Consider the following 23619-nt stretch of genomic DNA (forward strand, 5'->3'; position numbering starts at 1 on the left):
AGCGTCGTTGGCGACGCAATGAGGAAGGATGTACCTGTGAGCTCAGGACCGCAGGGCGGCGACCGCCCCCGACGTTACGAAGACCGTGCCGACCGCGAGCAGGGGCGCGGTGACGCCCGCCGCGACGACCGGCCGCCGTACCGGGGCAACCGCGACGACCGCTCCGGCGGCCAGCGGGGCGCCTCCGGCGGCGACCGACGCGAGGGCGGCTTCCGATCCGCTCCCCGCGAGGGTGGCTTCCGCGGGGGTGACCGCCGTGAGGGCGGCTTCCGCCGCGACGGTGACGCGCCCCGTGAGGGCGGCTTCCGCGGCGGCGACCGCCGTGAGGGCGGCTTCCGTTCCGGCCCCCGTGAGGGTGGTTTCCGTCGTGACGGTGAGGCGCCGCGTGAGGGTGGCTTCCGTGGTGGTGACCGCCGTGAGGGTGGGGCGCCGCGCGAGGGTGGCTTCCGGGGCGGCGACCGTCGCGAGGGCGGCTTCCGTGGCGGCGAGCGCCGTGAGGGTGGGGCGCCGCGTGAGGGTGGCTTCCGTGGTGGTGACCACCGTGAGGGTGGGGCGCCGCGTGAGGGTGGCTTCCGTGGTGGTGACCGCCGTGAGGGCGGCTTCCGCCGCGAGGACAGCCGCGAGGGTGGCTTCCGGGGCGGCGACCGCCGCGAGGGTGGCTTCCGTGGTGGTGACCGCCGTGAGGGCGGGGCGCCGCGCGAGGGCTTCCGTGGTGGTGACCGTCGTGAGGGCGGGGCGCCGCGTGAGGGTGGCTTCCGTGGCGGCGAGCGTCGCGAGGGTGGTTTCCGTGGCGGCGAGGGCCGTGAGGGCGGGGCGCCGCGCGAGGGCTTCCGTGGCGGCGACCGCCGTGAGGGCGGGGCGCCGCGCGAGGGCTTCCGTGGTGGTGACCGTCGTGAGGGCGGGGCGCCGCGCGAGGGTGGCTTCCGTGGTGGTGACCGTCGTGAGGGCGGGGCGCCGCGTGAGGGCTTCCGCGGTGGTGACCGTCGTGAGGGCGGGGCGCCGCGTGAGGGCGGCTACCGCGGTGGTGACCGTCGTGAGGGCGGGGCGCCGCGTGAGGGCTTCCGTGGCGGTGACCGTCGTGAGGGCGGGGCGCCCCGCGAGGGTGGCTACCGCGGTGGTGACCGTCGTGAGGGCGGCGCGCCGCGTGAGGGCGGCTACCGCGGTGGCGACCGCCGTGAGGGCGGCTTCGCCGGTGGTGACCGTCGCGAGGGTGGCTTCCGCCGTGAGGGCGGGGCGCCGCGCGAGGGTGGCTTCCGCCGCGAGGAGCGCGAGGGTGGTTACCGGGGCGGCCCGCGTACCGAGCGGGAGGGCGACCGGCGGGGCCACGGCGACCGACCGGGTCGGGACGACCGGGCCCGGCAGGGCGGCTACGGCGCGGGCCAGCAGGACCGGCGGGACGACCGCCGGGACCGTCCCGAGGGCGGCGAGCGGGTCAGCGGGCCGGCGCTGCCGGACGAGATCGTCGCCAGCGACCTCGATTCGCCCGTCCGGGCCGAGCTGCTCTCGCTGAACAAGCCGGTGGCGGAGACCGTCGCCCGGCACTTGGTCGCCACCGGTCAGCTGATCGACGAGGACCCGGCGGAGGCGCTGGCGCACGCCCTCGCCGCCCGCCGGCTCGCCTCGCGGATCTCCGCGGTGCGCGAAGCGGTCGGACTGGCCGCGTACCACGCGGGCGAGTGGCAGACGGCGATCGGCGAGCTGCGCACGTACCACCGGATGACCGGTCTGCAGAGCCACCTGGCGGTGCTGGCCGACTGCGAGCGCGCCCTCGGGCGGCCCGAGCGGGCGATCGACCTGTTCCGGGGCGCAGACCGGGACAAGCTCGACCGGACCGTCGCGATCGAGCTGCTGATCGTCGCTGCCGGTGCGCGGGGCGACCTCGGCCAGAAGGACGCGGCCGTGGCGATGCTCCAGGTCCCCGAGCTGACCGCCGACTCGGCCGAGCCGTGGGCCGCGCGACTGCGCTACGCCTACGCGGACGCGCTGCTCGCCGTGGGTCGGCGCGAGGAGGCACGGGAGTGGTTCTCCCGCGCCGCCGATCTGGACTCCGACGGGGAGACCGACGCGGCGGAGCGGCTGCTCGAGCTCGACGGCGTGGTGATCGAGGGCGACGAGGAGGACGAGGAGCCCTCGGCCGAGGAGTCCGCCGCCGGACCGGGTGCCCCGGGCGCCGTGCCGGCCCGTCCCGACGCCGACCTGACCGGTGGCGACACCGAGCCGGACGCCGACGTCGACGACGCGGACGACCGGTCCGACGCGGACGACGAGGACGACCGAGACGACGAGGACGAGGACGACGACCTCGACGGCGACGCTCGCTACGACGACGAGGACGACGACCTCGACGATGAGGATGACGACGACCTCGACGATGAGGACGACGTCGACGACGAGGGCGACCGGGGCGGCGACGTTCGGTACGGTGCCGGGGACGACTTGGCCGAGGACGAGCTGACCGACGGCGCCGCGCAGGCCGTCGCCGATCAGGTCCGGTCCAGTGCGGTCGAGCCGGCGGACGACGCGAGCGGGACCACCGGCGGCGAGCCGGCCCGCGGGGCGGACTCGGACCCGCGATGAGCGAGGTCGCCGGGGACCGGCTGGTCGACGGGTACGCCCTGGTCGTCTTCGACCTCGATGGGGTGATCTACCTGATCGACCGGCCGATCCCCGGTGCCGTGGCGGCGGTCGCCCGGTTGCGCGCGGAGGGCACGGGGGTGGCCTACGCCACCAACAACGCGTCGCGCCGGTCCAGTGAGGTGGCCGAACTGCTCACCGGAATGGGCGTGCCGGCCCGGCCGGAGGAGGTGTTCACCTCCGCCGCCGCCACCGCGGAACTGCTGCGCGACCGGCTCCCCGCCAACGCCCCAGTGCTGGTGGTCGGCGCGGAGGCGCTGCGCGCCGAGATCCGTGCCGTCGGCCTGCGCCCGGTGTCCCGGGCCGAGGAGGAGCCGGCCGCCGTGGCCCAGGGGTACGACCCACAGGTGGGCTGGGTGGACCTGGCCGAGGCGTCGCTGGCGGTACGGGCCGGCGCGCCCTGGTACGCCACCAACACCGACCGGACGTTGCCCAGCGAGCGGGGTCCGCTGCCCGGCAACGGTTCCCTGGTGGCGGTGCTGCGTACCGCCCTCGACCGGGAGCCGGACGTGGTGGTCGGCAAGCCCGAGCCGGCGCTCTTCGCCACCGCCGCCCGTCGGGCGGGGGCCGGGCGGACCCTGGTCGTCGGCGACCGGCTGGACACCGACATCGAGGGCGCCCGCCGGGCCGGGCTGGACACCCTGCTGGTCCTCACCGGCGTCAGCGACGTACCGGAGCTGCTGGCCGCCCCCGAGTCGCGCCGGCCGACGTACGTAGCCGTGGACCTGGCGGGGCTCTTCGACCCGGCGGCGGTGGTCCGGCTGCCCGGCACCCTCGAGAGCGAGGGTTGGTCGGTGACGGTGACCGACGGTGACCTGGCACTCAGCGGCGCCGGACGCCCGCTCGACGCCCTGGCCGCGCTCTGCGCGGTGGCCTGGTCGGCCTCGGCCGGCCCGCGGGTACGGGCGGCGTCGCCGGAGGCGGGCGCGGCGCTGTCGGCGCTCGGCCTGGCGGCCTGACGCCCGCTTAGCTTGTCGTTTAACCTCCCGGCCCGATTAGCTGCGGATTCGGCCGGGGATCGTTTTGTGCATTGTGGACAGTAAGCAGCCTTGGCGTGATCATGGATGTTGCTGAGACATCGAATGATCACACCAAGGCCGTGGAGATGAGTGTGCGCGATGACGCTGCCCGCGTCGAGGCTTTAGCCGTTCTGTCCAGGTTCCGGACGGAGTTCTACCGCTGTCTGACCGCCCGCGCTGACGCCCTGTTCGAGGTGACCGACGCGCTGCTGTGCACGGACGGGCCCGTCAGGTCCCTGGTCGACCTGGTCCTGGCGCCCGAGCACCGCCGTGGCCACGGCGGCATGTACGACGGGTTGAACTGCGGCCGTGTCGACGTCGCCCGGCTGCGCCGCGCTGTGGCGGGACTGCCGCTGCCGCGGGCCGCCGACGGGCGCATCGTTCTCGCTGTCGACGTCAGCCCGTGGCTGCGTTCCGACGCCCGGACCAGCCCGGACCGGCTGTTCTGCCACGTCTACGGCCGAGCCAAGAGCCAGTCGCAGCTGATCCCGGGCTGGCCGTACTCCTTCGTCGCAGCCCTCGAAACCGGCCGGACCTCATGGACGGCGATCCTGGACGCGGTGCGGCTCGGACCGGCCGATGACATGGCCGCCGTCACCGCCGACCAGCTGCGCGCTGTCGTGCAACGCCTCATCGCGGCCGGCCACCACGCAACCAACGATCCGCGGATCCTGATCGTGTGTGATGCCGGCTACGACATCCCCCGCCTGGCGTTCCTCCTCGGCGACCTGCCCGTGGACCTGCTCGGACGGCTGCGCTCGGACCGGGTGATGACCCTGCCACCACCCCCACGGCTACCCGGGACGACGGGCCGGCCACCCAAACACGGCCCCGAACTCGCCCTCGCCGACCCCGACACCTGGCCGGCGCCGCAGACCGTCACCACCACGCAGACCGCCCGCTACGGCACCGCCACCGCGACCGCCTGGGACCAGATCCACCCACGGCTGACCCGCCGCACCTGCTGGCTCGACCACGAAGGCGACCTGCCGATCATCGAAGGCACCCTGATCCGGCTGCAGGTCCAGCACCTGCCCGGCGACCGTCACCCGAAACCGGTCTGGCTGTGGACCTCGATCACCGCGGCCACCGCCGCGGACGTGGACCGCAGCTGGCAGTCCTACCTACGCAGGTTCGACCTCGAACACACCTTCCGGCTGCTCAAACAGACCCTGGGCTGGACCCGGCCCAAGATCCGTACGCCCGACGCGGCCGACCGGTGGACCTGGCTGATCATCGCCTGCCACACCCAACTACGCCTCGCACGCGGCCTCGCCGAGGACCTCCGCCGGCCCTGGGAACGACCCGCCGGCCCCGACCGGCTCACCCCGGCCCGGGTCCGCCGCGGATTTCGCCACATCCACACGAAGACCACCCACCCCGCCGGCGCACCCAAACCAGGCAAGGCCGGACCCGGACGGCCCCAAGGCTCGAAGAACAGGCAGCCCGCGCCCAGCTACGACGTCGGCAAGACCATCAAACGCGCCCAGTCCATCACCGAACGACGAGAGCAGACGGGTTAAACGACAAGCTTAGAGCAGCTTGCGCAGCTTCATCAGGTCGAACGGGTTGGCCTTGATGGAGATCCGGCGCGAGGTGACCGCCTTGGTGATGTCGAGTTGACCGTGCACCAGCGCGACCAGGTCGTCGCTGCTGGAGCTCAGCGCGATCTTGGCCTTCGGATCGTCGCCGTCGGCCAGGTCGACCAGGCGGCCACCGGCGAGCCGGCCGTGGAACGCGGTGCCCAGATCGGTGACCCGGCAGGCCAGCGTCCGGTCCAGGTCGATCCGGTCCTGCACGTCGGCGTGGCGGTCCAGCCGGGCGGCCAGATCCTGCAACGCCTGCCGGCACTCGTCCACGCTGGCCACATCGTCTCCTTCACCGCCCGCGCCACGCCGTTCCCGGGCACGGTACCGCAACGGGTGGTCGGAGGTGCCCGGTAGCGTGACACCTGCACACCCCGCCCCGCGGAAGGACTCAGGCATGCAGGACGCGTGGCGCGCCTACCTTGAGCTGGCCATGGGCCTGACGGAGGCGCCCCGGAAGAAGGCCCAGGACGCCGTTCGGCGCGTGGTCGGCCAGGGCGGCGCCACCGCCGGCCAGTTGCAGGCGCTCGCCGAGGAGCTCGTCTCCACCGGCCAGGCGAACCGGGAGGCGCTGACCAAGCTGGTCCGCTTCGAGGTGGACCGGGCCCTGGGCGCGGTGGGACTGGCCACCGCCGACGAGGTCGCGGAGCTGACCCGCCGGGTGCACGAGCTGGAACGGCAGCTGCGCGAGGCGAAGGCGGCCCCGACCGGCGCGGGTGCGCCGGTCTCCGCCCCACCCGGCGCGGGTGCGCCGGTCTCCGCTCCGCCGGGCGTGCCGGCGCCCTTGCCCGGCACCGCCGTGGCCAAGAAGGCGGTGGCGAAGAGGACCGTGGCGAAGAAGGCGATCGCGAGGAAGCCGCCGGCGACCGTTGCGCGCACGCCCGCGGAGGAGTCGCCGGCCACGCCGGTCCGCCCGGCGAAGAAGGCGCCGGGTCGCCGGCAGACCCCGGGCGGCGCCGCGTGAGTACCCCCGTGCGCCACCGGGCCGCGTCATGACCGGCCCGTACCGTCCGGGCCCGCCGCCGGCCGGTCCACCCGGCCCGCCGATCGGTGCGCGTCCCGGTCCGCCGCCCGGGGTCCGGCCCGGCCCGCCGCCGTCGCTGGATGACGTCGAGGAGGCCCGGCACCCGGCGGTGGACGCCGCCGTGCAGGCCATGATCAACGCCGCGACGCTCTCCCCGGCCGACCAGATCGCCCAGTACGAGGCGGCGTACGAGACGCTGCGCGAGACCCTGGCCAGCATCGACCAGGCCTGACCCCACCGGAGAAGAACCGCCCATGGCACGTCGCAACCGGCTGGATGCCGAACTCGTCCGCCGCGGTTTGGCCCGCTCCCGTGAGCAGGCCGCCGCGCTGGTGGAGGCCGGCCGGGTCCAGTTGCGCGGGGTGCCCGCCCGCAAGCCCGCGGCGCTGGTCGACCCCGCCGATCCGCTGCTGGTGACCGGTGAGGACCCCGGCACCGAGTACGTCTCGCGCGGCGGCCACAAGCTGGCCGGCGCCCTCGCCGCGTTCGCCCCCGGCGGCCTGATCGTGGCCGGCCGGCGCTGCCTGGACGCCGGCGCCTCGACCGGAGGCTTCACCGACGTGCTGCTGCGCGCCGACGCGGCCGAGGTGGTGGCGGTCGACGTCGGCTACGGCCAGCTGGCCTGGCCGCTGCGCAACGACGCGCGGGTGCGGGTGTTCGAGCGCACCAACGTCCGGACGCTGACCCCGGAGGCCATCGGCGGCCAGGTCGACCTGACCGTGGCCGACCTGTCGTTCATCTCGCTGCGGCTGGTGCTGCCGGCGCTGGCCGGCTGCACCCGGCCCGACGGCGACCTGGCGCTGATGGTCAAGCCGCAGTTCGAGGTCGGCAGGGAGCGGGTCGGCGCCGGGGGCGTGGTCCGGGATCCCGCGTTGCGGGCGGAGGCGGTGCTCGACGTCGCGGCGGCGGCGGCGCAGCTCGGGTTGGGCCTCGCCGACGTGGCCGCCAGCCCGCTGCCCGGGCCGAGCGGCAACGTCGAGTTCTTCGTATGGTTACGCCGGGGCGCCCCCGCCGCCGACCCGGAGCGGGTCCGCGCGGTGGTGGCCGCCGGCCCCGCCGGTTACCCACCGCCTGCGAATCCCACGATCGAGGAGGCCGCCCGGTGAGCCGGACCGCACTGCTGGTGACGCACACCGGCCGCCGCCGCAGCACCGAGCACGCCCGCGCGGTGGCCGCGGACCTGATCGCCGCCGGCTTCGAGGTGCGGGTGGTGGCCGAGGAGGTCGACGACCTGGACCTGCCGGGCGTGGTCCCGGTGACCGGTCCGGAGGCCGCCGAAGGGGCGGAGATCGTCTTCGCGCTCGGCGGCGACGGTACCTTCCTGCGGGCGGCCGAGCTGGCCCGGCCCGCGAAGGCCCCGCTGCTCGGCATCAACCTCGGCAAGGTCGGCTTCCTCGCCGAGGCGGAGATCGGCGACCTGGACGTCGCGGTCCGCGACGTGGTCGGGCGCAACTACACCGTGGACGAGCGGCTCACCCTCGACGTCACCGCCGAGTTCGAGGGCGGCCCCACCATCGAGTCGTGGGCGCTGAACGAGATCAGCGTCGAGAAGGGCGAGCGCGCCCAGATGCTGGAGCTGCTCGTCGACGTCGACGGCCGGCCGCTGTCCCGGTACGGGTGCGACGGGGTGGTCTGCGCGACCCCGACCGGCTCCACCGCGTATGCCTTCTCCGGCGGCGGACCAGTGGTCTGGCCGGAGGTGGAGGCGCTGCTAATGGTGCCGATCAGCGCGCACGCGCTGTTCAGCCGGCCGCTGGTGACCGCGCCGACGTCGACCTTCGTCATCACCGTCGACCCGTTCACCACCCTGGCGGTGCTCAGCTGCGACGGACGGCGGGTCTACGACCTGCCCCCGGGCGCCAAGGTGACCGTCCGCCGGGGCGCGCTGCCGGTACGGATCGTCCGGCTCCGGGCGCGGCCCTTCACCGATCGGCTGGTCGCCAAGTTCGACCTGCCGGTGCAGGGCTGGCGCGGCAGCCGCCGCTGACGCGGGCGCCCCGTCGCCGGTCGCCGCCCGCCGGACATCCGGCGGCCCGGCCCCGGTCGTCCGTTGTCCACCTGGCGACATGTCGCCGATGCGGCGGGCCGCAGCTAGTGACCATCGATGATCTCCGTCGCAGACTCCGAGTGGTCGATCTCCTGGGATCGGCCCTCGGAGAAGAGGAGCACATCGCATGCATTGGCCTCCACGCTGGCTCACCGCCGGCGCGGTCGGCGCGTTGGTGGTCGGGCTCGCCGCACCGGCGTCCGCCGACCCGCCCGTCCGGCCCATCCCCCCGGTTCCGGCCGCGCCCGTTCCGGGCGTCGCGCCCGTCCGCGTCACCCTGATCACCGGCGACCAGGTCGACCTGGTCCAGGCCGCGCCCGGCCGGGTCGCCGCCACGGTCCACCCCGGCCCCGGCCGGGAGCGGATCACCTTCCACACCGTGGAGGCCGACGGCCGGCTGCGGGTGCTGCCCAGCGACGTCGTACCGTACGTCTCCGCCGGGGTGCTCGACTCCAACCTGTTCGATGTGGAGGAGTTGGCCGCCGAGGGCTACGGCGACGCCGCGCAGGGCGCGTTGCCGCTGATCGTCCGCTACCAGCAGCCGGCCGCCGGGCGGGTGCGGCCGCTCGCCGGCGCCACCGCCGCCCGGCCGCTGCAGAGCATCAACGGCGCGGCGCTGCGGGTCGGCAAGGGCGACCTCGGCGGCCTGTGGACCACGCTGCGCGGCACGCCGGCGGCCCGGACCACCGCCGGCACACCCCGGCTCGGCGCCGGCATCGCCCGCGTCTGGCTGGACGGGCGGGTCCACGCGGATCTGGAGCACAGCGTGCCGCAGATCGGTGCCCCGGCCGCCTGGGCGGCCGGCCGGGACGGCACCGGCGTCCGGGTCGCGGTGCTCGACACCGGAGTCGACGCCGGCCACCCCGACCTGGCCGGCCGGATCGCCGAGGCGCAGGACTTCTCCGGCAGCGGCAGCGCCCGGGACGGGCACGGCCACGGCACCCACGTGGCCTCCACCATCGCGGGCAGCGGCGCCGCCTCCAACGAGCTGCGCAAGGGCGTCGCCCCCGGCGCACAGCTGCTGATCGGCAAGGTGCTCGACAACAACGGCAGCGGTTACGGCTCGGACATCATCGCGGGCATGGAGTGGGCCGCCCACTCCGGCGCGAAGGTGGTCAGCATGAGCCTCGGCGGCGACCCGACCGACGGAACCGACCCGATGAGCCTGGCGGTCAACGACCTCACCGCCGAGACCGGCACGCTCTTCGTGATCGCCGCCGGCAACTTCGGTCAGGCGCGTAGCGTCGGGGCGCCTGGCGCGGCCAGTGCGGCGCTCACCGTCGGCGCGGTGGACCGTGACGACAATCTGGCCGACTTCTCCAGCCGCGGTCCGCGCCTGGGCGACAACGGCCTGAAGCCGGAGCTCACCGCGCCGGGCGTCGGCATCGTCGCCGCCCGCGCCGCCGGCACCACCATGGGTACGGCGGTGGACGACGCGTACACGCGGGCGTCCGGGACGTCGATGGCCACCCCGCATGTTGCCGGCGCGGCGGCGATCCTCGCCCAGGAACACCCGGACTGGACCGCCGGGAAGCTCAAGGACGCGCTGGTCAGCACGACGAAGGCGAACCCCGCGCTGACCGTCTTCGAGCAGGGCGGGGGCCGGGTGGACGTGGCCCGCGCGCTGAGCCAGCGGGTGTACGGCTCGGCCACCGCCGACTTCGGGCGGGTGCACGCCGGCGATGCGGTGGCGGAGCGGACCGTGACGTACACCAACGGCACGTCGTCCCCGCAGACCCTGCGGCTGGCCCTGGAGCTTCGCAACCTGGACAGTGGCACCGCCGAGGCCGACGGCGTCTCCGTCGGTTCCGAGGTGACGGTGCCCGCCGGCGGCAGCGTGGCCGTTCCGCTGCGCGCCGACCCGGCGAAGCTGGACCGCGGGATGTACGGCGGGTGGCTGGTGGCGACCGGTGCGGATGGCGTGGCGGTGCGCACCGCCGTCGGCCTCACCCGCAAGGGCCCGCTGCACACCGTCACCCTGCGCGCGCTGGACATGGCCGGGCAGCCCGGCGTGGCGACGGTGTTCACCCTCTTCGGCGAGCACTCCGAGTCGGACCAGATCGGTTGGATCCCTGGCGAGGCGCAGGTCCAGGTCGAGGAGGGCCCGTACCTGCTCGGGGGGCTGTTCCAACACGGCACCCCGCAGCACGAGCAGCGCACCCTGGTCACCGATCCCGAGCTGATGGTGACCCGCGACATGACCGTGGTGCTCGACCCACGCAAGGGCACCCCGGTGCGGATCGAGACGCCGAAGCCGACCGAGCAGCGGGCGGTGATCAGCTTCTTCGAGCACCGGATCTTCGGTAACGGCCGGCAGGTCGACCACGGCACGATGGAGTTCAGCACGGTCGAGCAGGTGAACGTCACGCCGACCCCGCCGGTGCGCGAGGGCGAGTTCGAGTTCGCCTCCCGCTGGCAGCTGGTCGCCCCCATGGTGGACGCCAAGGTCAGCAACGTCTCCGGTCCGCTGGACATCAACCTGCTGCGCCAGTCGCCGGCTCCGGACGGCCGGCGGAAGCTGCCGCTGGTGTGGGCGGGCGACGGCACCCCCGCCGAGCTGTCCCGGGCCGGGGTCCGGGGTGCGGCCGCGCTGGTCGCCGGCAGACCCGACCGCACCGACGAGGGCCAGATGGTCGCCGACGCCACCGCGGCCGGCGCCGCGATGGTGCTCATCGTCCGCCCGGCGGAGTGGAGCGCGTGGACGGACTGGGCTCCCGACGGGGATCGCCTGCCGATCCCGTCGATGGTGGTCGCGTACGACGGCGGGCAGCGGATGATCGCGGCGGCGAAGGCCGGACACGTGACGCTGGACCTGACGCTGACCCCGAACAGCCCCTACCTGTACGACGTGTGGCAGGTGTCGAAGGGGCGGATCCCGGATCACATCGTGCACCGGGTGACCGCGGACAACACCGCCGAGGTGACCGCCAGCTACGCCGACACCGGCGGGTTCGACTGGGCCGACGAGCAGCGGTTCGGCTGGCGGCCATGGCAGGAGTACTCCTGGATGGACGAAAAGCGGTTGGTGCGTACCGGCACCGTGCGCCAGGAGTTCGTCAGCGCCGGGGACAACTGGTGGCAGCAGCAGATGCTGCACCGGCTCCAATGGTCCTGGGGCCGGCTGCTCGGGGGCGCCATGGAGCAGCCCCGGCAGTACGCCGCCGACGACCGGGTCACCGAGACCTGGTACGCGCCGGTGGTCCGGCCGGCCGTGCCGGCGGGTTCCGGGGTGCCGGTGCCCACGCGTACCGGGGACACCCTCGACCTGCGGGTGGCCGAGTTCGTCGACGCCGACGGCCACCACAGCGCGGCCGGGTTCGGCGAGGAGCAGGACACCGTCGAGCGCCGGCTGAGCCGGGACGGGCAGCAGATCGCCGACCTCTCCGACGGTTGGGCGCCGGTGCAGACCACCCCGGGTGCGGCCCGGTACCGGCTGGACGTCACCACCCAGCGCGCCTCGGACGAGTGGCGGTGGGCCACGCGTACCGAGACCGCCTGGCAGTTCACCTCGGCCCGGCCCACCGGTGACGCCGCCCAGCCGCTGTCGCTGCTGCAGGTCGACTACCAGGTCCCGGCGGACCTGCGGGGCGAGGTGCCCGGCGGCCAGCCGCACAAGGTGGGGCTGACCCTGCGCCAGCCGGCCGGCGTACCGGCGCCGACCGGCGTCGGGGTGCGGGTCGAGGTGTCGTTCGACGGCGGGCGCAACTGGCGGACCGTGCCGGTGCACGGCTCGGGCGCCCAGTTCACCGCCACGGTGCCGGCCGGACGCGGCACGGTGTCGCTGCGGGTGCACGCCGGCGACCGCGCCGGGAACACCGTCGACCAGACCGTGGTCGACGCGTACGGGCTGCGCTGACGCGGGCGGGGCGGGACGGCCGTGGCGCCGTCCCGCCCCGTCGCCTCAGATCCAGCCCCGCCGTGCCGCCTGGAAGGCCAGCCCGGGCCGGGTGTCCACGCCGGCGACCGTCATCAGGTCGGCCAGCCGCCGCTGCACCGTACGGCGGCTCACCCCGAGCTGGGAGGCGATCGACTTGTCCGGTACGCCGGCCACGAACAGCGAGAGCAGCCGAACCTCGTCGGCCTCCGGCCGGTAGCCGTCACCCGCCTGGTCCGCGGGTGGGGCGGTGGAGCGCAGCGGCGTCGCCATCAGCCAGTGGCTCTCGAAGAGGGCGAGCAGCGCGTCGAGCAGCTGGCTGCGGCCGATCACCGCGGCGCTCGGCTCACCGCCGTCCCGGTCCGGCACCAACGGGCAGATCGCCGTCCGGGCGTCCACGATGGCCAGCCGGACCGGCAGCCGGTCCAGCACCCGGGCCTGCTCGCCGGCGCGGACGCCCCGCTCGAGGTCCTCCAGCGCGCCCGGTTCGAGGAGCATCTCGCGTTCGTAGATGGCCCGGTAGCGTACCCCGCGCGCCAGCGCGTCGAACTCCTCGACGTTCTCCTCGCCGGACATGGCCAGCGGGTTGGCCCGGCAGAACCAGAGCACCTCGAGCCGGGCAGCGTCCTGCAGGTCCCGCAAGCGCTCGCGGAGCACCCCCGCCCCGGTGATCACCTCCACCAGGTGGTCGGCGTCGTGCCGCCGCATCCCGGCGCGGTACTCCTCGGTCAACTGGGTGACCGCCGCCCGGGCCGCCTCCAGCGCCTCCTGCCGGCGCAGCAGCGCCTCGCCGAGCGCGACGTCGGGTGCCAGCGGCCGCAGCGGTGCATGTGGCTCCGGCCCGGCCGGCAGCACCAGCCCCTTGCCGCGCAGGGCGTCGAGGTGCGCGACGACCTCGGCGCGTGGCCGGCGCAGCCGCTCGACCAGCCCCTCGACCCCGGCCGTGGTGAGCTGGACGAGGCAGCGGTAGACCTCCTCCTCGCCCGGGCTCAGCCCGATCACGTGCAACACGGGGCAAGACTGTACGCCGCCCGCGTTCCCCGATGCGGCGTCGCGGGCTGGTCAACTGTCAGGCCCCGCGTCTACTGTCGGGTGCTGTGCTGGAAGAGCTGCGCATCACCGGACTGGGCGTCATCGAGGACACCACGCTGCCGTTGACCGGCGGGATGAACGTCATCACCGGCGAGACCGGTGCCGGCAAGACGATGGTCGTGACCGGCCTCGGGCTGCTCTTCGGCGGCCGGGCCGACGCCGGGCGGGTGCGGGCACAACCGGGCCGGGCGGTGGTGGAGGGGCGGCTGCGCCTCGACGGGCGGGTGGCCGACACGGTGCACGCCCGGATCACCGACGCCGGCGGCGAGCCCGACGAGGACGGCACGCTGCTGCTGAGCCGCACCGTCACCGTGGAGGGCCGGTCCCGGGCGCACCTGGGCGGCCGGAGCATGCCGGTGTCGATGCTCGGTGAGGTGGGCGACCAGGTGGTGGCCGTGCACGGCCAGTCCGACCAGTTGCGCCTGCTGCGCCCGGCCGAGCAGCGGGCGGCGCTGGACCGGTTCGCCGGCCCCGGGCACGAGAAGCTGCTCGACGCGCTGCGCGAGGCGTACACCGGGTGGCGGGCGGTGGTCGACGACCTGGCCGACCGGCGGCGCAACGCCCGCGAGCGCAACCAGGAGGCGGACCTGCTCCGGCTCGGCCTGGACGAGATCACCCGGGTCGACCCGCAGCCCGGCGAGGACGACGAGCTGAAGGCCGAGGCGCAGCGGCTCGAGCACGCCGAGGGGCTGCGCACCGCGGCGCAGCTGGCCCAGCAGTGCGTCGCCGGCGGGGTGGAGGCGGCCGACGAGGTCCCCGACGCGACCGCGCTGCTCGGCACCGCCCGGCGCACCCTCGAGGCGCAGGCCGGCACCGATCCGGCGCTCGGCGAGCTGGCCGCCCGGCTGGAGGAGGCGGCCACCCTGGTGACCGACGTCTCCGCGGAGCTGTCGGCGTACCTGGCGACGCTGGACGCCGATCCGGCCCGGTTGCAGGTGCTCTACGAGCGGCGGGCCGCGCTGCGCGCGCTGACCCGCAAGTACGCCGACGACGTCGACGGCGTGATCGCCTGGGCCGAGCGGGCCCGCACCCGACTGTCCGACCTGGACACCTCCGACGACCTGCTCGACGAGCTGGACCGCGAGGCGACCCGGCTGGCCGGCGAGGTGGCGGAGCTGGCCGGTCGGGTTTCCACCTCTCGGCGGGAGGCGGCGGTCCGCTTCGCCGAGCAGGTCACCGTCGAGCTGGCCGGGCTGGCCATGCCGCACGCCCGGATCGAGGTGGCGGTGCTGCCCCGCCCGGCCGGCCGGGCCGAGCCCAGCCTGCCCGTCAACGGGGTCGAGGCGGCTGTCGGGCCGGACGGCGCGGACGAGGTGGAGCTGCGCCTGCTGGCCCACCCGGGCGCGCCGTCGCTGCCGCTGCAACGGGGCGCCTCCGGTGGCGAGCTGTCCCGGGTGATGCTCGCCATCGAGGTGGTCTTCGCCGGCTCCGGCGGCCCGCCCACCCTGGTCTTCGACGAGGTGGACGCGGGCGTCGGCGGGCAGGCGGCGGTGGAGATCGGCCGCCGGCTGGCCAGGCTGGCCCGCAGCCACCAGGTCCTCGTCGTCACCCACCTGCCGCAGGTGGCGGCGTTCGCCGACCGGCACCTGGTGGTGGCGAAGGACACCGGGGGAGCGGTGACCACCAGCGGGGTACGGGTGGTGGAGGACACCGAGCGTGCCCGGGAGTTGGCCCGGATGCTCGCGGGTTTGCCGGATTCCGACCTGGGTATCGCGCATGCGGAGGAACTCCTGGCCGTGGCGGCCAAGGAAAGGCGACCGTGACGCCGGGTTTGTGAGCGCAAGCACACCGACGTGCGCTCGGGTGTGCTTCCCTGGGTAGGCGGCCCTGCTCAGGCATGTCGCGACAGCTAAATCTGCCTCACATGCCAGGATGGTCACGATGCGTCTACCCACGTTGCGCCGGACCCGGACCGCGGAGCCGGGCTCAGTCCTCGGCACCGCGCGCCTCGACCGCCGTACGAAACGGCTGGTGGGCCGGCTCCGACCCGGTGACATCGCGGTCATCGACCATGTCGACCTGGACCGGGTCGCGGCGGACTCGCTGGTGGCCGTCGGCGTCGCCGCGGTGCTCAACGCCAAGCCCTCCGTCTCCGGCCGCTACCCCAACCTGGGGCCGGAGGTGCTGGTCGCCGCCGGCATCCCGCTCCTGGACGACCTGGGCGAGAGCGTCTTCGAGCAGATCCGGGAGGGCGACACCGTCCGAATCGAGGGCAACACGGTCTTCGTCGGCGAGGAGCCGGTCGCGCACGGCGCCCTGCAGGACGCCGAGACGGTGGCCAAGGCGATGGCCGACGCCCGGGAGGGGCTGTCGGTCCAGCTGGAGGCGTTCGCCGCCAACACCATGGACTACCTCAAGCAGGAACGCGACCTGCTGCTCGACGGGGTCGGCGTACCGGACATCCAGACGCAGATCCAGGGCCGGCACTGCCTGATCGTGGTCCGCGGCTACGACTACAAGGCCGACCTGGACGTGCTGCGCCCGTACATCCGGGAGTTCAAGCCGGTGCTCATCGGCGTGGACGGCGGCGCGGACGCGCTGGTCGAGGCGGGCTACACCCCCGACATGATCATCGGCGACATGGACTCGGTCACCGACGACGTGCTGCGCTGCGGCGCCGAGGTGATCGTGCACGCCTACCCGGACGGCCGGGCGCCCGGTCTGCCCCGGGTCACCGGCCTCGGCGTGCCGGCGATCACCTTCCCGGCCGCCGCCACCAGCGAGGACCTGGCCATGCTGCTGGCCGACGAGAAGGGCGCCTCGCTGCTGGTCGCGGTCGGCACCCACGCCACGCTGGTGGAGTTCCTCGACAAGGGCCGGGGCGGCATGGCCTCTACCTTCCTGACCCGGCTGAAGGTCGGCGGCAAGCTGGTCGACGCCAAGGGCGTGAGCCGGCTCTACCGGCAGAGCATCTCCGGTTCCTCGCTGCTGCTGCTGATCCTCTCGGCGGTGGCCGCGATGGCGTCCGCGGTGGCGGTCTCCACCGTCGGGAAGGCGTATTTGGGCGTGGTCTCCGAATGGTGGGACAATCTTGTGTTCCAGCTCGGCCAGCTCTTCTAGCTCCCCGACGATCAAGAGGCTGCAAGCGTGATCAACTTCCGCTACCACGTGGTGTCCCTCACCGCGGTCTTCCTCGCGCTGGCGATCGGCCTGGTGGTCGGCACGGCCGCCCTCAACGGGCCCGTCGCCGACTCGCTCAAGGAGCGGGTCAACGCGCTGAGCAAGGACAACCAACAGATGCGCCAGTCGGTCAACAGCATGCAGAAGGAGCTGGAGCTGGAGGAGGACTTCGCGGCGGAAATGTCGCAGGTCGTCCTCCCCGGCAAGCTCACCGGCCGGCGGGTGCTGGTGCTCACGCTGCCCAGCGGCCGGGAGCACACCGAGGGCGTGCTGAAGATGCTCCAGCTCGCCGGCGCGAACGTCACCGGCCGGGTCGACCTGCAGGACAAGTTCATCAACCCGGACAACAACAACAACCTGCTGGAGCTGGCCGTCACCGCCGCCCGCCCCAACAGCGCCCCCACCGCGGGCCTGCCGGGCAACGGGCACGGCGTGGAGACCTCCAGCGCCCTGCTGGCCAGCGTCCTGCTCGACCGCCCGCAGGGCACCCCGCCGGTCTCCGACACCGACCGCAGGACAGCGCTGTCGGCGTACTCCAACGCCGGGTACCTCACCACGGAGGACAAGGTGACCGGGGCAGCCGAGGCGGTGGTGCTGGTCAGCGGCCAGCCGTACGTGGACAAGGACTCGGCGAAGAAGGACGAGTCGGTGGTGAAGGTCGCCGAGCAGTTCGACCGCACCGGCGCGATCGTGGTCGGCGGCAACGGCGCGGCGGGCGGCAACGTGGTCTCCGTCGTGCGCGGCGACCCGGTCCTGTCGCAGAACATCTCCACCGTCGACAACGCCAACACCGTCCAGGGCCAGCTGGTCACCACGCTCGCCCTGGTGCAGCAGCTGACCGAGAAGAAGGCCGGCCAGTACGGTGTCGGCGACAACGCCGCCGCGCTGCTGCCTAAACTGCCCCAGTGAGCGGTCGACCGGTGTCCAATCTGCACCGCATCGCGCTGGGTATCCGGATCGGAGGGGTCGCGTGACACTGGGTCGGTTGCTGGCCGCGGGCGCGGGGGCGGTCGCCGCCCGGTACGTGCTGCGGGAGGTGCGTACCGCCCCGGTGGGGCCGGCGCTGGAACGGACCAACTTCCGCGGCCGGACGGTGACCCTGGCCGCCGGCCCGGCGCTCGCCGTCGGTGCCGCCACGGCCGGCGCGCTCGGCGCGGGCAGCGCCCCCGCCGGCGGGGCCGCGCTGGTCGCCGGGCTGGGCGCGGGCGCGGTCGGGCTCTACGACGACGTGGTCGGCGCGCGCCCCGAGCAGAAGACCGCCAAGGGCTTCGCCGGGCACCTCGCCGCGCTGCGGGAGGGGCGGGTCACCGCCGGCCTCGTCAAGATCGTCGGGGTGGGCGCCGCCGGACTCGCCGCGGCCGCGCTGCTCGCCGCCGACCAGCGGGTCGCCGCGCACCCCCGCCGGCAGCGCCACGGCGCCCTCGGCAGTGGCCTTGACGTGCTGCTCGGCGCCGGCGTGATCGCCGGCACCGCGAACCTGCTCAACCTGCTCGACCTGCGTCCCGGTCGGGCGCTGAAGTCGGGCCTGCTGCTCGGCGCGCCGCTGGCCGGCGGCCCGCACGGCGGCATCGCCGTCGGCGCGGCCGGGGCGGCCGCCGGGCTGCTCCGCGACGACCTCGACGAGCGGGTGATGCTCGGCGACAGCGGCGCCAACGCCCTGGGCGCGCTGCTCGGCGTCAGCCTGGCCGCCCGGACCGGGCCGCTCGGCCGGGCCGGCGTCCTCGCCGCGCTCGCCGCGCTCACCGCCGCCAGTGAGAAGGTCAGCTTCACCCAGGTCATCCAGCGGACCCCGGGGCTGCGGGAGCTCGACGCGCTGGGCCGGCTCGACGACTGACGTGAAGACCCGGGCACCCCTCGCCGGCGCCGGCCGTGTGGCCGGAGCGGCCGCCCTCATCGCCGCGCTCACCGTGGTCAGCCGGCTGGCCGGCTTCGGTCGTACCGCCGTCTTCACCTGGACGCTCGCCCCGACCGACCTCGGCGGCGCGTACGTGGTGGCGAACAACCTGCCGAACTTCATCTTCGAGATCGTGGCCGGCGGGGCGCTGGCCAGTCTGGTCGTACCGCTGCTCGCGGGCGCGGTGGACGCCGGCGATCGGCGGGGCGTCGCCGCCACCACCGGCGCCCTGCTCACCTGGACGCTCAGCCTGCTGGTGCCGCTGGCGGTGCTGGTGGCGCTGCTCGCCGACCCGCTGATCGGGCTGCTCGGCCCGGGCCTCAGCCCCGGTCAGCGGGAGGCCGGTGCCCGGATGCTGCTCGTCTTCGCGCCGCAGCTGCCGCTCTACGGCGTGGGCATCGTGCTCACCGGGGTCCTCCAGGCACACCGGCGGTTCGCCTGGCCGGTCATCGCGCCGCTGCTGTCCAGCCTCACCGTCATCGTGGTCTACCTGGGCTTCACTGCCGCCGAGGGGCGGCTGGCAACCGTCGGCGAGGCCAGCCGCGGCGGGGAGCTGCTGCTCTCCGGCGGCACCACCCTCGGCGTGGTGGTGCTCTCGCTGTCGCTGCTGATCCCGCTGCGCCGGCTCGGACTGCGACTGCGGCCCGGCTACGGCTTCCCCGCCGACGCCCGCGCCCGGGTCGGCGGGCTGGCGGTCGCCGGGGTGGTCACCGTCACCGCCCAGCAGATCGCCCTGATGGTCAGCCTCAACCGGGTCACCTACGGGGCCGAGTCGAACCCGGGCGTCTACAACATCGCGCAGACCATCTACTTCCTGCCGTGGGCGGTGCTGGCCGTGCCGCTGGCCGTCGCCGCGTACCCCACCCTCGCCGCCGCCCGGACGGCCGGTGACGAGCGGGCGTACCGGGACACCCTCGCCCCGGCGGTGCGCGGGGTGGTCCTGTTCAGCCTGCTGGGCGCCGCCGCGCTGGTCGGCACCGCCGGCCCGGTCGGACACTTCTTCTTCGACCCGCCGGTGGCCGGCACCGCGGCCGCCGCCATCGCCGGGTTCGCGCCCGGCCTGCTCGGCTACGGCCTCTTCGCCGTGCTCACCCGGGCCCTGTACGCGCGCGGGGAGACCCGGGCGGCGACCGTGGCCACCGCCGTGGGCTGGCTGACCGTGCCGGTCCTGGCGGTGCTCCTCGGGCGGCTGCTGCCCCTCACGGACCGGGTGCCGGCGGTGACCCTGGCCACCTCCGGCGGCATGCTGCTCCTCGGCGGGCTGCTGATCGCCGCCGTGCTCCGCTCGGCCGGCCGCGACGCGCTGGCCGGGGTGGGCCGGGCCGGTGCCGCCGGCCTGCTCGCCGCGGCGGTCGCCGGGCTGGCCGGGGCGGCCACCTCCCGCTGGCTCGCCGGGCTGGGCGACGGGACCCCGACGACATCGGAGGCGCTCGTTCAGGGCATGCTGTCCGGGGTCGTGGTGGCGGCCCTGTTCCTCGCCGTCGCCTGGCTGACCGACGAACGGGACGTCCGGCCGCTGCTCACCGCCGTGCTGCGCCGGCTGGGCCGGAAGCGCCCGCCCGCCCGCGGCGGTACGCAGGAGGACCAGGTTCCCCCGGACCGGGGTGACGGGAAGGAGACGGTGTCTTCATGACCGACGCCACGGCGGCGCAGCGGTGGCCCGGCTCGGTGGCCCTGGTGCTCGCCTCCAGTACGGGCGGGGTGGGTCAGCACGTCCGCTCGATCGCCCGCGGCCTGGTCGCCGCGGGCGCCAGCGTGCTGGTCTGCGGCCCGGCCGCCACCCAGGACCAGTTCGACTTCATCGGGGTCGGTGCCCGCTTCACGCCGGTGGAGATCTCCGCCAGCCCCACGCCCGCCGACGCGCGGGCCGTCGCGGCCCTGCGCCGGGCGCTCGCCGACACCCCCACCCAGGTCGTGCACGCGCACGGACTGCGGGCCGGGCTGGTCGCCGTCCTCGCCCGCCCGGCCGCCCCGCTGGTGGTCACCTGGCACAACGCGGTGCTCGTCGGCGGGCTGCGCGGCCAGCTGTCCCGGCTCGCCGAGCGGGTGGTCGCCCGCTCCGCCCGGGTGGCGCTGGGCGCCTCCGCCGACCTGGTCGAGCGGGCGGAAGCGCTGGGCGCCACCGACGCCCGGCTGGCCCCGGTCGCCGCGCCCGTGCTGCCCGCGCCGCGCCGCCGCCGGGCCGCCGTCCGCGCCGAGTTCGGCGTCGCCCCCGACCGCCCGCTGATCCTCTCGGTGGGCCGGCTGCACCGCCAGAAGAGGTACGACGTGCTGGTCGACGCCGCCGCCCGCTGGCGTACCCGGAATCCGGCGCCGGCCGTGGTCATCGCCGGCAGCGGTCCCGCCTACCTTCAGCTCGCCGCCCGGATCTCCACCGCCCGGGCGCCGGTGACCCTGCTCGGGCACCGCACCGACGTGGCCGACCTGCTGGCCGGCGCCGACCTGGCGGTGGTCACCAGCGACTGGGAGGCCCGCCAGCTCTTCGCCCAGGAGGCGCTGCGGGCCGGCGTGCCGCTGGTGGCGACCGCCGTGGGCGGCCTGCCGGAGCTGGTCGGCGACGCGGCGGTGCTGGTCCCGCCCGGCGACGTGGACGCGGTCGACGCGGCGGTGCGGGAGCTGCTGGACGACGCCGCCGGCCGGGCCGACCTGGCCCGCCGGGGCGCGGCCCGGGCGGCGACCTGGCCGACCGAGGCGGACACGGTCGCCACGCTGACCGCCCTCTACGGCGAGCTGGCGCCCGCCGAGGCGGACCCGTCGACGGGGCGCCGCTGATGCTGCGCAGACTGGCCCCGGTGCTGCTGACCCTGCTCGTGGTGGTGCTCGGCATCACCGCGCTGGCCGCCCGCCCGGACACCGGCGCCCCGGGGCGCAGCGCCGACTTCGTGGTGGTGGCCGGGGTGGCCGGGCTGCGCTGGGAGGATGTCGATCCGCAGACCACCCCGACGCTGTGGCGGATGGCCGAGCAGGGGTCGATCGGCTCGCTGTCGGTGCGCTCGGCGCACCAGCCCACCTGCCCGGTCGACGGCTGGCTCACCCTGGGCGCGGGCAACTTCGCCGCCTGGAACGGCAGCCGGCAGCGGGACGGCTGTCCGCCCACCGGGGTGACCGTGGAGCAGCCGGACGGCTTCGGCGCCAACCTCCCCGACCAGGAGAGCGTCGTCCAGTACAACCAGGACCGGCTGTCGTGGGGCGCGACGCCGGGCGCATTGTCGGAGTCCGTCCGCTGTTCGGTGGCGGTCGGGCCGGACGCGGCGGTGGCCGCCGCGCGCCCGTTCGGGCGCGTCGACCGGTACGCGCCGGTGCTTCCCGCCGACCCGACCCCGCTGCTCGGCTCGTGCGTGCTGAGCATCGTCGACCTGGGCAGCGTGGCCGGCGAGGATCCGGCGTCCCGGGCGGCCCAGGCCCGGCAGGCGGACGCCCAGCTGGCCCGGGTGCTGGCCGCCCGCCCGCCCCGCTCGCTGGTGATCGTCGCCGGCGTCTCCGACACCGACCAGCCGTCCCGGTTGCACGTGGCCATCGCCGACGGTCCCGGCTGGGAGCAGGGCTGGCTGACCTCCGCGAGTACCGCCCGGGAGGGCTATCTCCAGCTCGTCGACCTGGCGCCGACCGCCCTGGCGGCGCTGGGCCGGCCGATGCCGGAGCGACTCTTCCTCGGCCGTCCCGCCGTCTCGGTCGGTGACCGGCCGGCGGACCTGCGCGCCGCCATCGACGAACCGGCCGACGCCGACCGCGAGGCCGGCGCCCAGCGCCGGGTGGCCGGCTGGTTCTTCACCCTGCTCGCCGTCGCCCAGGTGGCCCTCGCCATCGCGGTGCTGCCACTGCTGCGCCGGGCCCGCCGGCACGCCGGCCCGCACGGACCCGAACCGGTCTCCCGGCGGGTGGTCGCCACGGTGGAGCTGCTGCTCGTCGCCGCCGCCCTCGCCGTGCCGGCCGCCCTGCTCGCCGACGCGGCTCCCTGGTGGCGGGGCCAGCACGCCGGTTGGTGGTTCGCCGTGGTCACCGCCCTGCTGATCGTGGGCGGCACGGCGGCGGTCCGGTTCACCCCCGGGCACGACCGCACCCTCGGCCCGCTCGGCGCGGTCGCCGGCCTGACCACCCTGGTGATCGGGGTGGACGTGCTCACCGGGTCGCGGTTGCAGCTCAACGGCGTGGTCGGCTACTCGGCGCTGGAGGGCGGCCGGTACTCCGGCCTCGGCACCGTCGGCCTGGGCGTCTTCATCGCCGGCTCGCTGCTCAGCGCGGGCTGGCTGGCCCAGCGGGTGCGGCGCGCCTGGCGCCCCATGGTGATGGTGGCCGTCGGCGGGTCGGCGGTGGTCGTCGTCGGCAGCCCCTACCTGGGCGCCGACTCGATCGGCGCGATCGCGCTGACCGCCGGGGTGAGCGTCGCCGCGGCGATCAGCACCGGCGGTTGGCTCACCGTGAGCCGGCTCGCCTGGGCCACCATGGCCGGGCTGGCGGTCACCATCGGCTTCGCGGTGGTGGACGTGCGCCGCCCGGCGAGCGAGCGGGGCAGCCTGGGCCGGTTTCTGGCCGCGCTCGGCGACGGCACCGGCGGGCTCACCGTGCACCGCTCCGGCACCGCCAACGTGGAGACCCTGGTCAACAGCCCGCTGACCGTGCTGGCCCTGGCCGGGGCGGCGCTGGTCTGGTTCGCGCTGCTGCAGCCCTGGGGCGGCCTGCTGCGGCTGTTCGGGATCTACCCGGCGATCCGGGCGGCGATGGCGGGTACGGCGGTGGCCGCCGGCATCGGCGGGCTGCTCGGCGGTTCGGCGCTGGACGTGGCCGGGGCGGCCGGGGCGCTGGCGGTGCCGATGGCCGCGCTGGCCGCGCTGCGGGTGCTGGACCACTCCACCGACCGCACCCAGCCCCGGACCGGACGGCCCGGCGACGAGGGACCCGGCGGCACGGCGGACGGCCCCACCGACGGCGGCGACCGCCCCGGCGGGAGCCGCGCGCTGGACGGGCGGGCCGTCGACCCTGGTGCCCCGGCCCGGCCGGCGGCGGCCGCGGACCGACCGGACGACGCGGTGGCTCGCACCGACTCCGACGGTGCCGCCGCCCCTGCCGGTGGCACCGGGCCCACCTCGGACCGCCACGCCGGACCGGGCGGGACGGACGCCGGCGGCTCCGACCGGCGGGAGACGGCCGACGGCGGGCCTACGCCCACCGCCGATCCGGCCCCGCCCCGGCCGGACGGGCGGCCGGTGTCGGTGCCCACCCAGCCGGGTCCGGCATCGACCGAGGTCGCCGCCGGCTGACCCGCACCGGCCCCGACGTGCGCCGACGGCGGGTGCGACGCCTGCCCGGGCGGGGAAAGGTGTTACCGTGG

At 75.4% G+C, this 23619-nt stretch carries 18 protein-coding genes; 15 read left to right on the forward strand and 3 right to left on the reverse strand.

Annotation, left to right across the window (positions count from 1 at the left end; all coding sequences use genetic code 11):
* Positions 1 to 42: 42 nt before the first annotated feature.
* Positions 43 to 1542 carry an amino acid adenylation domain-containing protein gene (locus I8N68_RS33765; RefSeq protein ID WP_200216246.1) on the reverse strand — a complete coding sequence of 500 codons (1500 nt, stop codon included), beginning with the start codon at positions 1540 to 1542 and terminating at the stop codon, positions 43 to 45.
* Here I8N68_RS33765 and I8N68_RS29930 point away from each other — a divergent pair.
* The 3 genes from I8N68_RS29930 to I8N68_RS29940 all read left to right on the forward strand — a co-directional run bounded on the left by I8N68_RS29930 (position 1498) and on the right by I8N68_RS29940 (position 5176).
* Entirely contained in the window at positions 1498 to 2577 is a 1080-nt protein-coding gene (locus tag I8N68_RS29930; RefSeq protein WP_234040862.1) for a tetratricopeptide repeat protein, read from the forward strand. The two genes, I8N68_RS33765 and I8N68_RS29930, sit on opposite strands and share 45 nt — an antisense overlap.
* Positions 2574 to 3593: an HAD-IIA family hydrolase gene (locus tag I8N68_RS29935; protein WP_200216263.1), complete on the forward strand. Its 1020-nt coding sequence runs from the start codon at positions 2574 to 2576 to the stop codon at positions 3591 to 3593. The genes I8N68_RS29930 and I8N68_RS29935 overlap by 4 nt, the downstream gene beginning before the upstream one ends.
* Before the next feature lie 152 nt (positions 3594 to 3745).
* Entirely contained in the window at positions 3746 to 5176 is a 1431-nt protein-coding gene (locus I8N68_RS29940) for an NF041680 family putative transposase (RefSeq protein WP_372433906.1), read from the forward strand.
* A gap of 9 nt (positions 5177 to 5185) precedes the next feature.
* Here I8N68_RS29940 and I8N68_RS29945 read toward each other — a convergent pair whose 3' ends face one another.
* On the reverse strand, positions 5186 to 5521 hold the full coding sequence (locus I8N68_RS29945) for an SCP2 sterol-binding domain-containing protein (RefSeq protein WP_200216268.1): 336 nt from the start codon (positions 5519 to 5521) through the stop codon (positions 5186 to 5188).
* A gap of 115 nt (positions 5522 to 5636) precedes the next feature.
* On the opposite strand from I8N68_RS29945, the gene I8N68_RS29950 reads away from it, so the two are divergent.
* The 5 genes from I8N68_RS29950 (at position 5637) to I8N68_RS29970 (ending at position 12166) form a co-directional block, all read left to right on the forward strand.
* Positions 5637 to 6203 (forward strand): phasin family protein, encoded by a 567-nt coding sequence (locus I8N68_RS29950; RefSeq protein ID WP_200216270.1) that lies wholly within the window; start codon positions 5637 to 5639, stop codon positions 6201 to 6203.
* A 28-nt stretch (positions 6204 to 6231) separates the two neighbouring features.
* A complete protein-coding gene (locus tag I8N68_RS29955; RefSeq protein ID WP_200216271.1) occupies positions 6232 to 6495 on the forward strand; it encodes a hypothetical protein in 264 nt (87 codons plus the stop codon).
* A 22-nt stretch (positions 6496 to 6517) separates the two neighbouring features.
* A complete protein-coding gene (locus I8N68_RS29960; protein ID WP_200216272.1) occupies positions 6518 to 7369 on the forward strand; it encodes a TlyA family RNA methyltransferase in 852 nt (283 codons plus the stop codon).
* On the forward strand, positions 7366 to 8250 hold the full coding sequence (locus I8N68_RS29965) for an NAD kinase (RefSeq protein WP_200216273.1): 885 nt from the start codon (positions 7366 to 7368) through the stop codon (positions 8248 to 8250). Before I8N68_RS29960 ends, I8N68_RS29965 begins: the two co-directional genes overlap by 4 nt.
* A gap of 187 nt (positions 8251 to 8437) precedes the next feature.
* Entirely contained in the window at positions 8438 to 12166 is a 3729-nt protein-coding gene (locus I8N68_RS29970; protein ID WP_200216274.1) for a S8 family serine peptidase, read from the forward strand.
* 45 nt (positions 12167 to 12211) lie between these two features.
* On the opposite strand, the gene I8N68_RS29975 is transcribed toward I8N68_RS29970, so the two are convergent.
* The gene (locus I8N68_RS29975; RefSeq protein ID WP_200216275.1) at positions 12212 to 13195 is read right to left on the reverse strand and encodes a helix-turn-helix domain-containing protein; all 984 of its coding nucleotides are present in this window, start codon (positions 13193 to 13195) and stop codon (positions 12212 to 12214) included.
* An 86-nt stretch (positions 13196 to 13281) separates the two neighbouring features.
* Between I8N68_RS29975 and recN the strand changes: the two genes are divergently transcribed.
* From recN to I8N68_RS30010, 7 genes are all read left to right on the forward strand, one after another.
* A complete protein-coding gene (recN, locus tag I8N68_RS29980; RefSeq protein WP_200216276.1) occupies positions 13282 to 15039 on the forward strand; it encodes a DNA repair protein RecN in 1758 nt (585 codons plus the stop codon).
* 118 nt (positions 15040 to 15157) lie between these two features.
* Entirely contained in the window at positions 15158 to 16336 is a 1179-nt protein-coding gene (gene steA / locus I8N68_RS29985; protein WP_200216278.1) for a putative cytokinetic ring protein SteA, read from the forward strand.
* 27 nt (positions 16337 to 16363) lie between these two features.
* On the forward strand, positions 16364 to 17305 hold the full coding sequence (locus tag I8N68_RS29990) for a copper transporter (RefSeq protein WP_200216280.1): 942 nt from the start codon (positions 16364 to 16366) through the stop codon (positions 17303 to 17305).
* 61 nt (positions 17306 to 17366) lie between these two features.
* A complete protein-coding gene (locus tag I8N68_RS29995; protein ID WP_200216282.1) occupies positions 17367 to 18230 on the forward strand; it encodes a hypothetical protein in 864 nt (287 codons plus the stop codon).
* A 1-nt stretch (position 18231) separates the two neighbouring features.
* Positions 18232 to 19923: a murein biosynthesis integral membrane protein MurJ gene (gene murJ, locus I8N68_RS30000; RefSeq protein ID WP_200216284.1), complete on the forward strand. Its 1692-nt coding sequence runs from the start codon at positions 18232 to 18234 to the stop codon at positions 19921 to 19923.
* Complete coding sequence (locus I8N68_RS30005; RefSeq protein WP_200216286.1) at positions 19920 to 21062, forward strand: glycosyltransferase family 4 protein; 1143 nt, start codon at positions 19920 to 19922, stop codon at positions 21060 to 21062. The genes murJ and I8N68_RS30005 overlap by 4 nt, the downstream gene beginning before the upstream one ends.
* The gene (locus I8N68_RS30010) at positions 21062 to 23548 is read left to right on the forward strand and encodes a hypothetical protein (RefSeq protein WP_200216288.1); all 2487 of its coding nucleotides are present in this window, start codon (positions 21062 to 21064) and stop codon (positions 23546 to 23548) included. Before I8N68_RS30005 ends, I8N68_RS30010 begins: the two co-directional genes overlap by 1 nt.
* Positions 23549 to 23619 lie beyond the last annotated feature (71 nt).

The organism is Micromonospora coerulea (assembly GCF_016598485.1).
Classification (GTDB): domain Bacteria; phylum Actinomycetota; class Actinomycetes; order Mycobacteriales; family Micromonosporaceae; genus Micromonospora; species Micromonospora coerulea.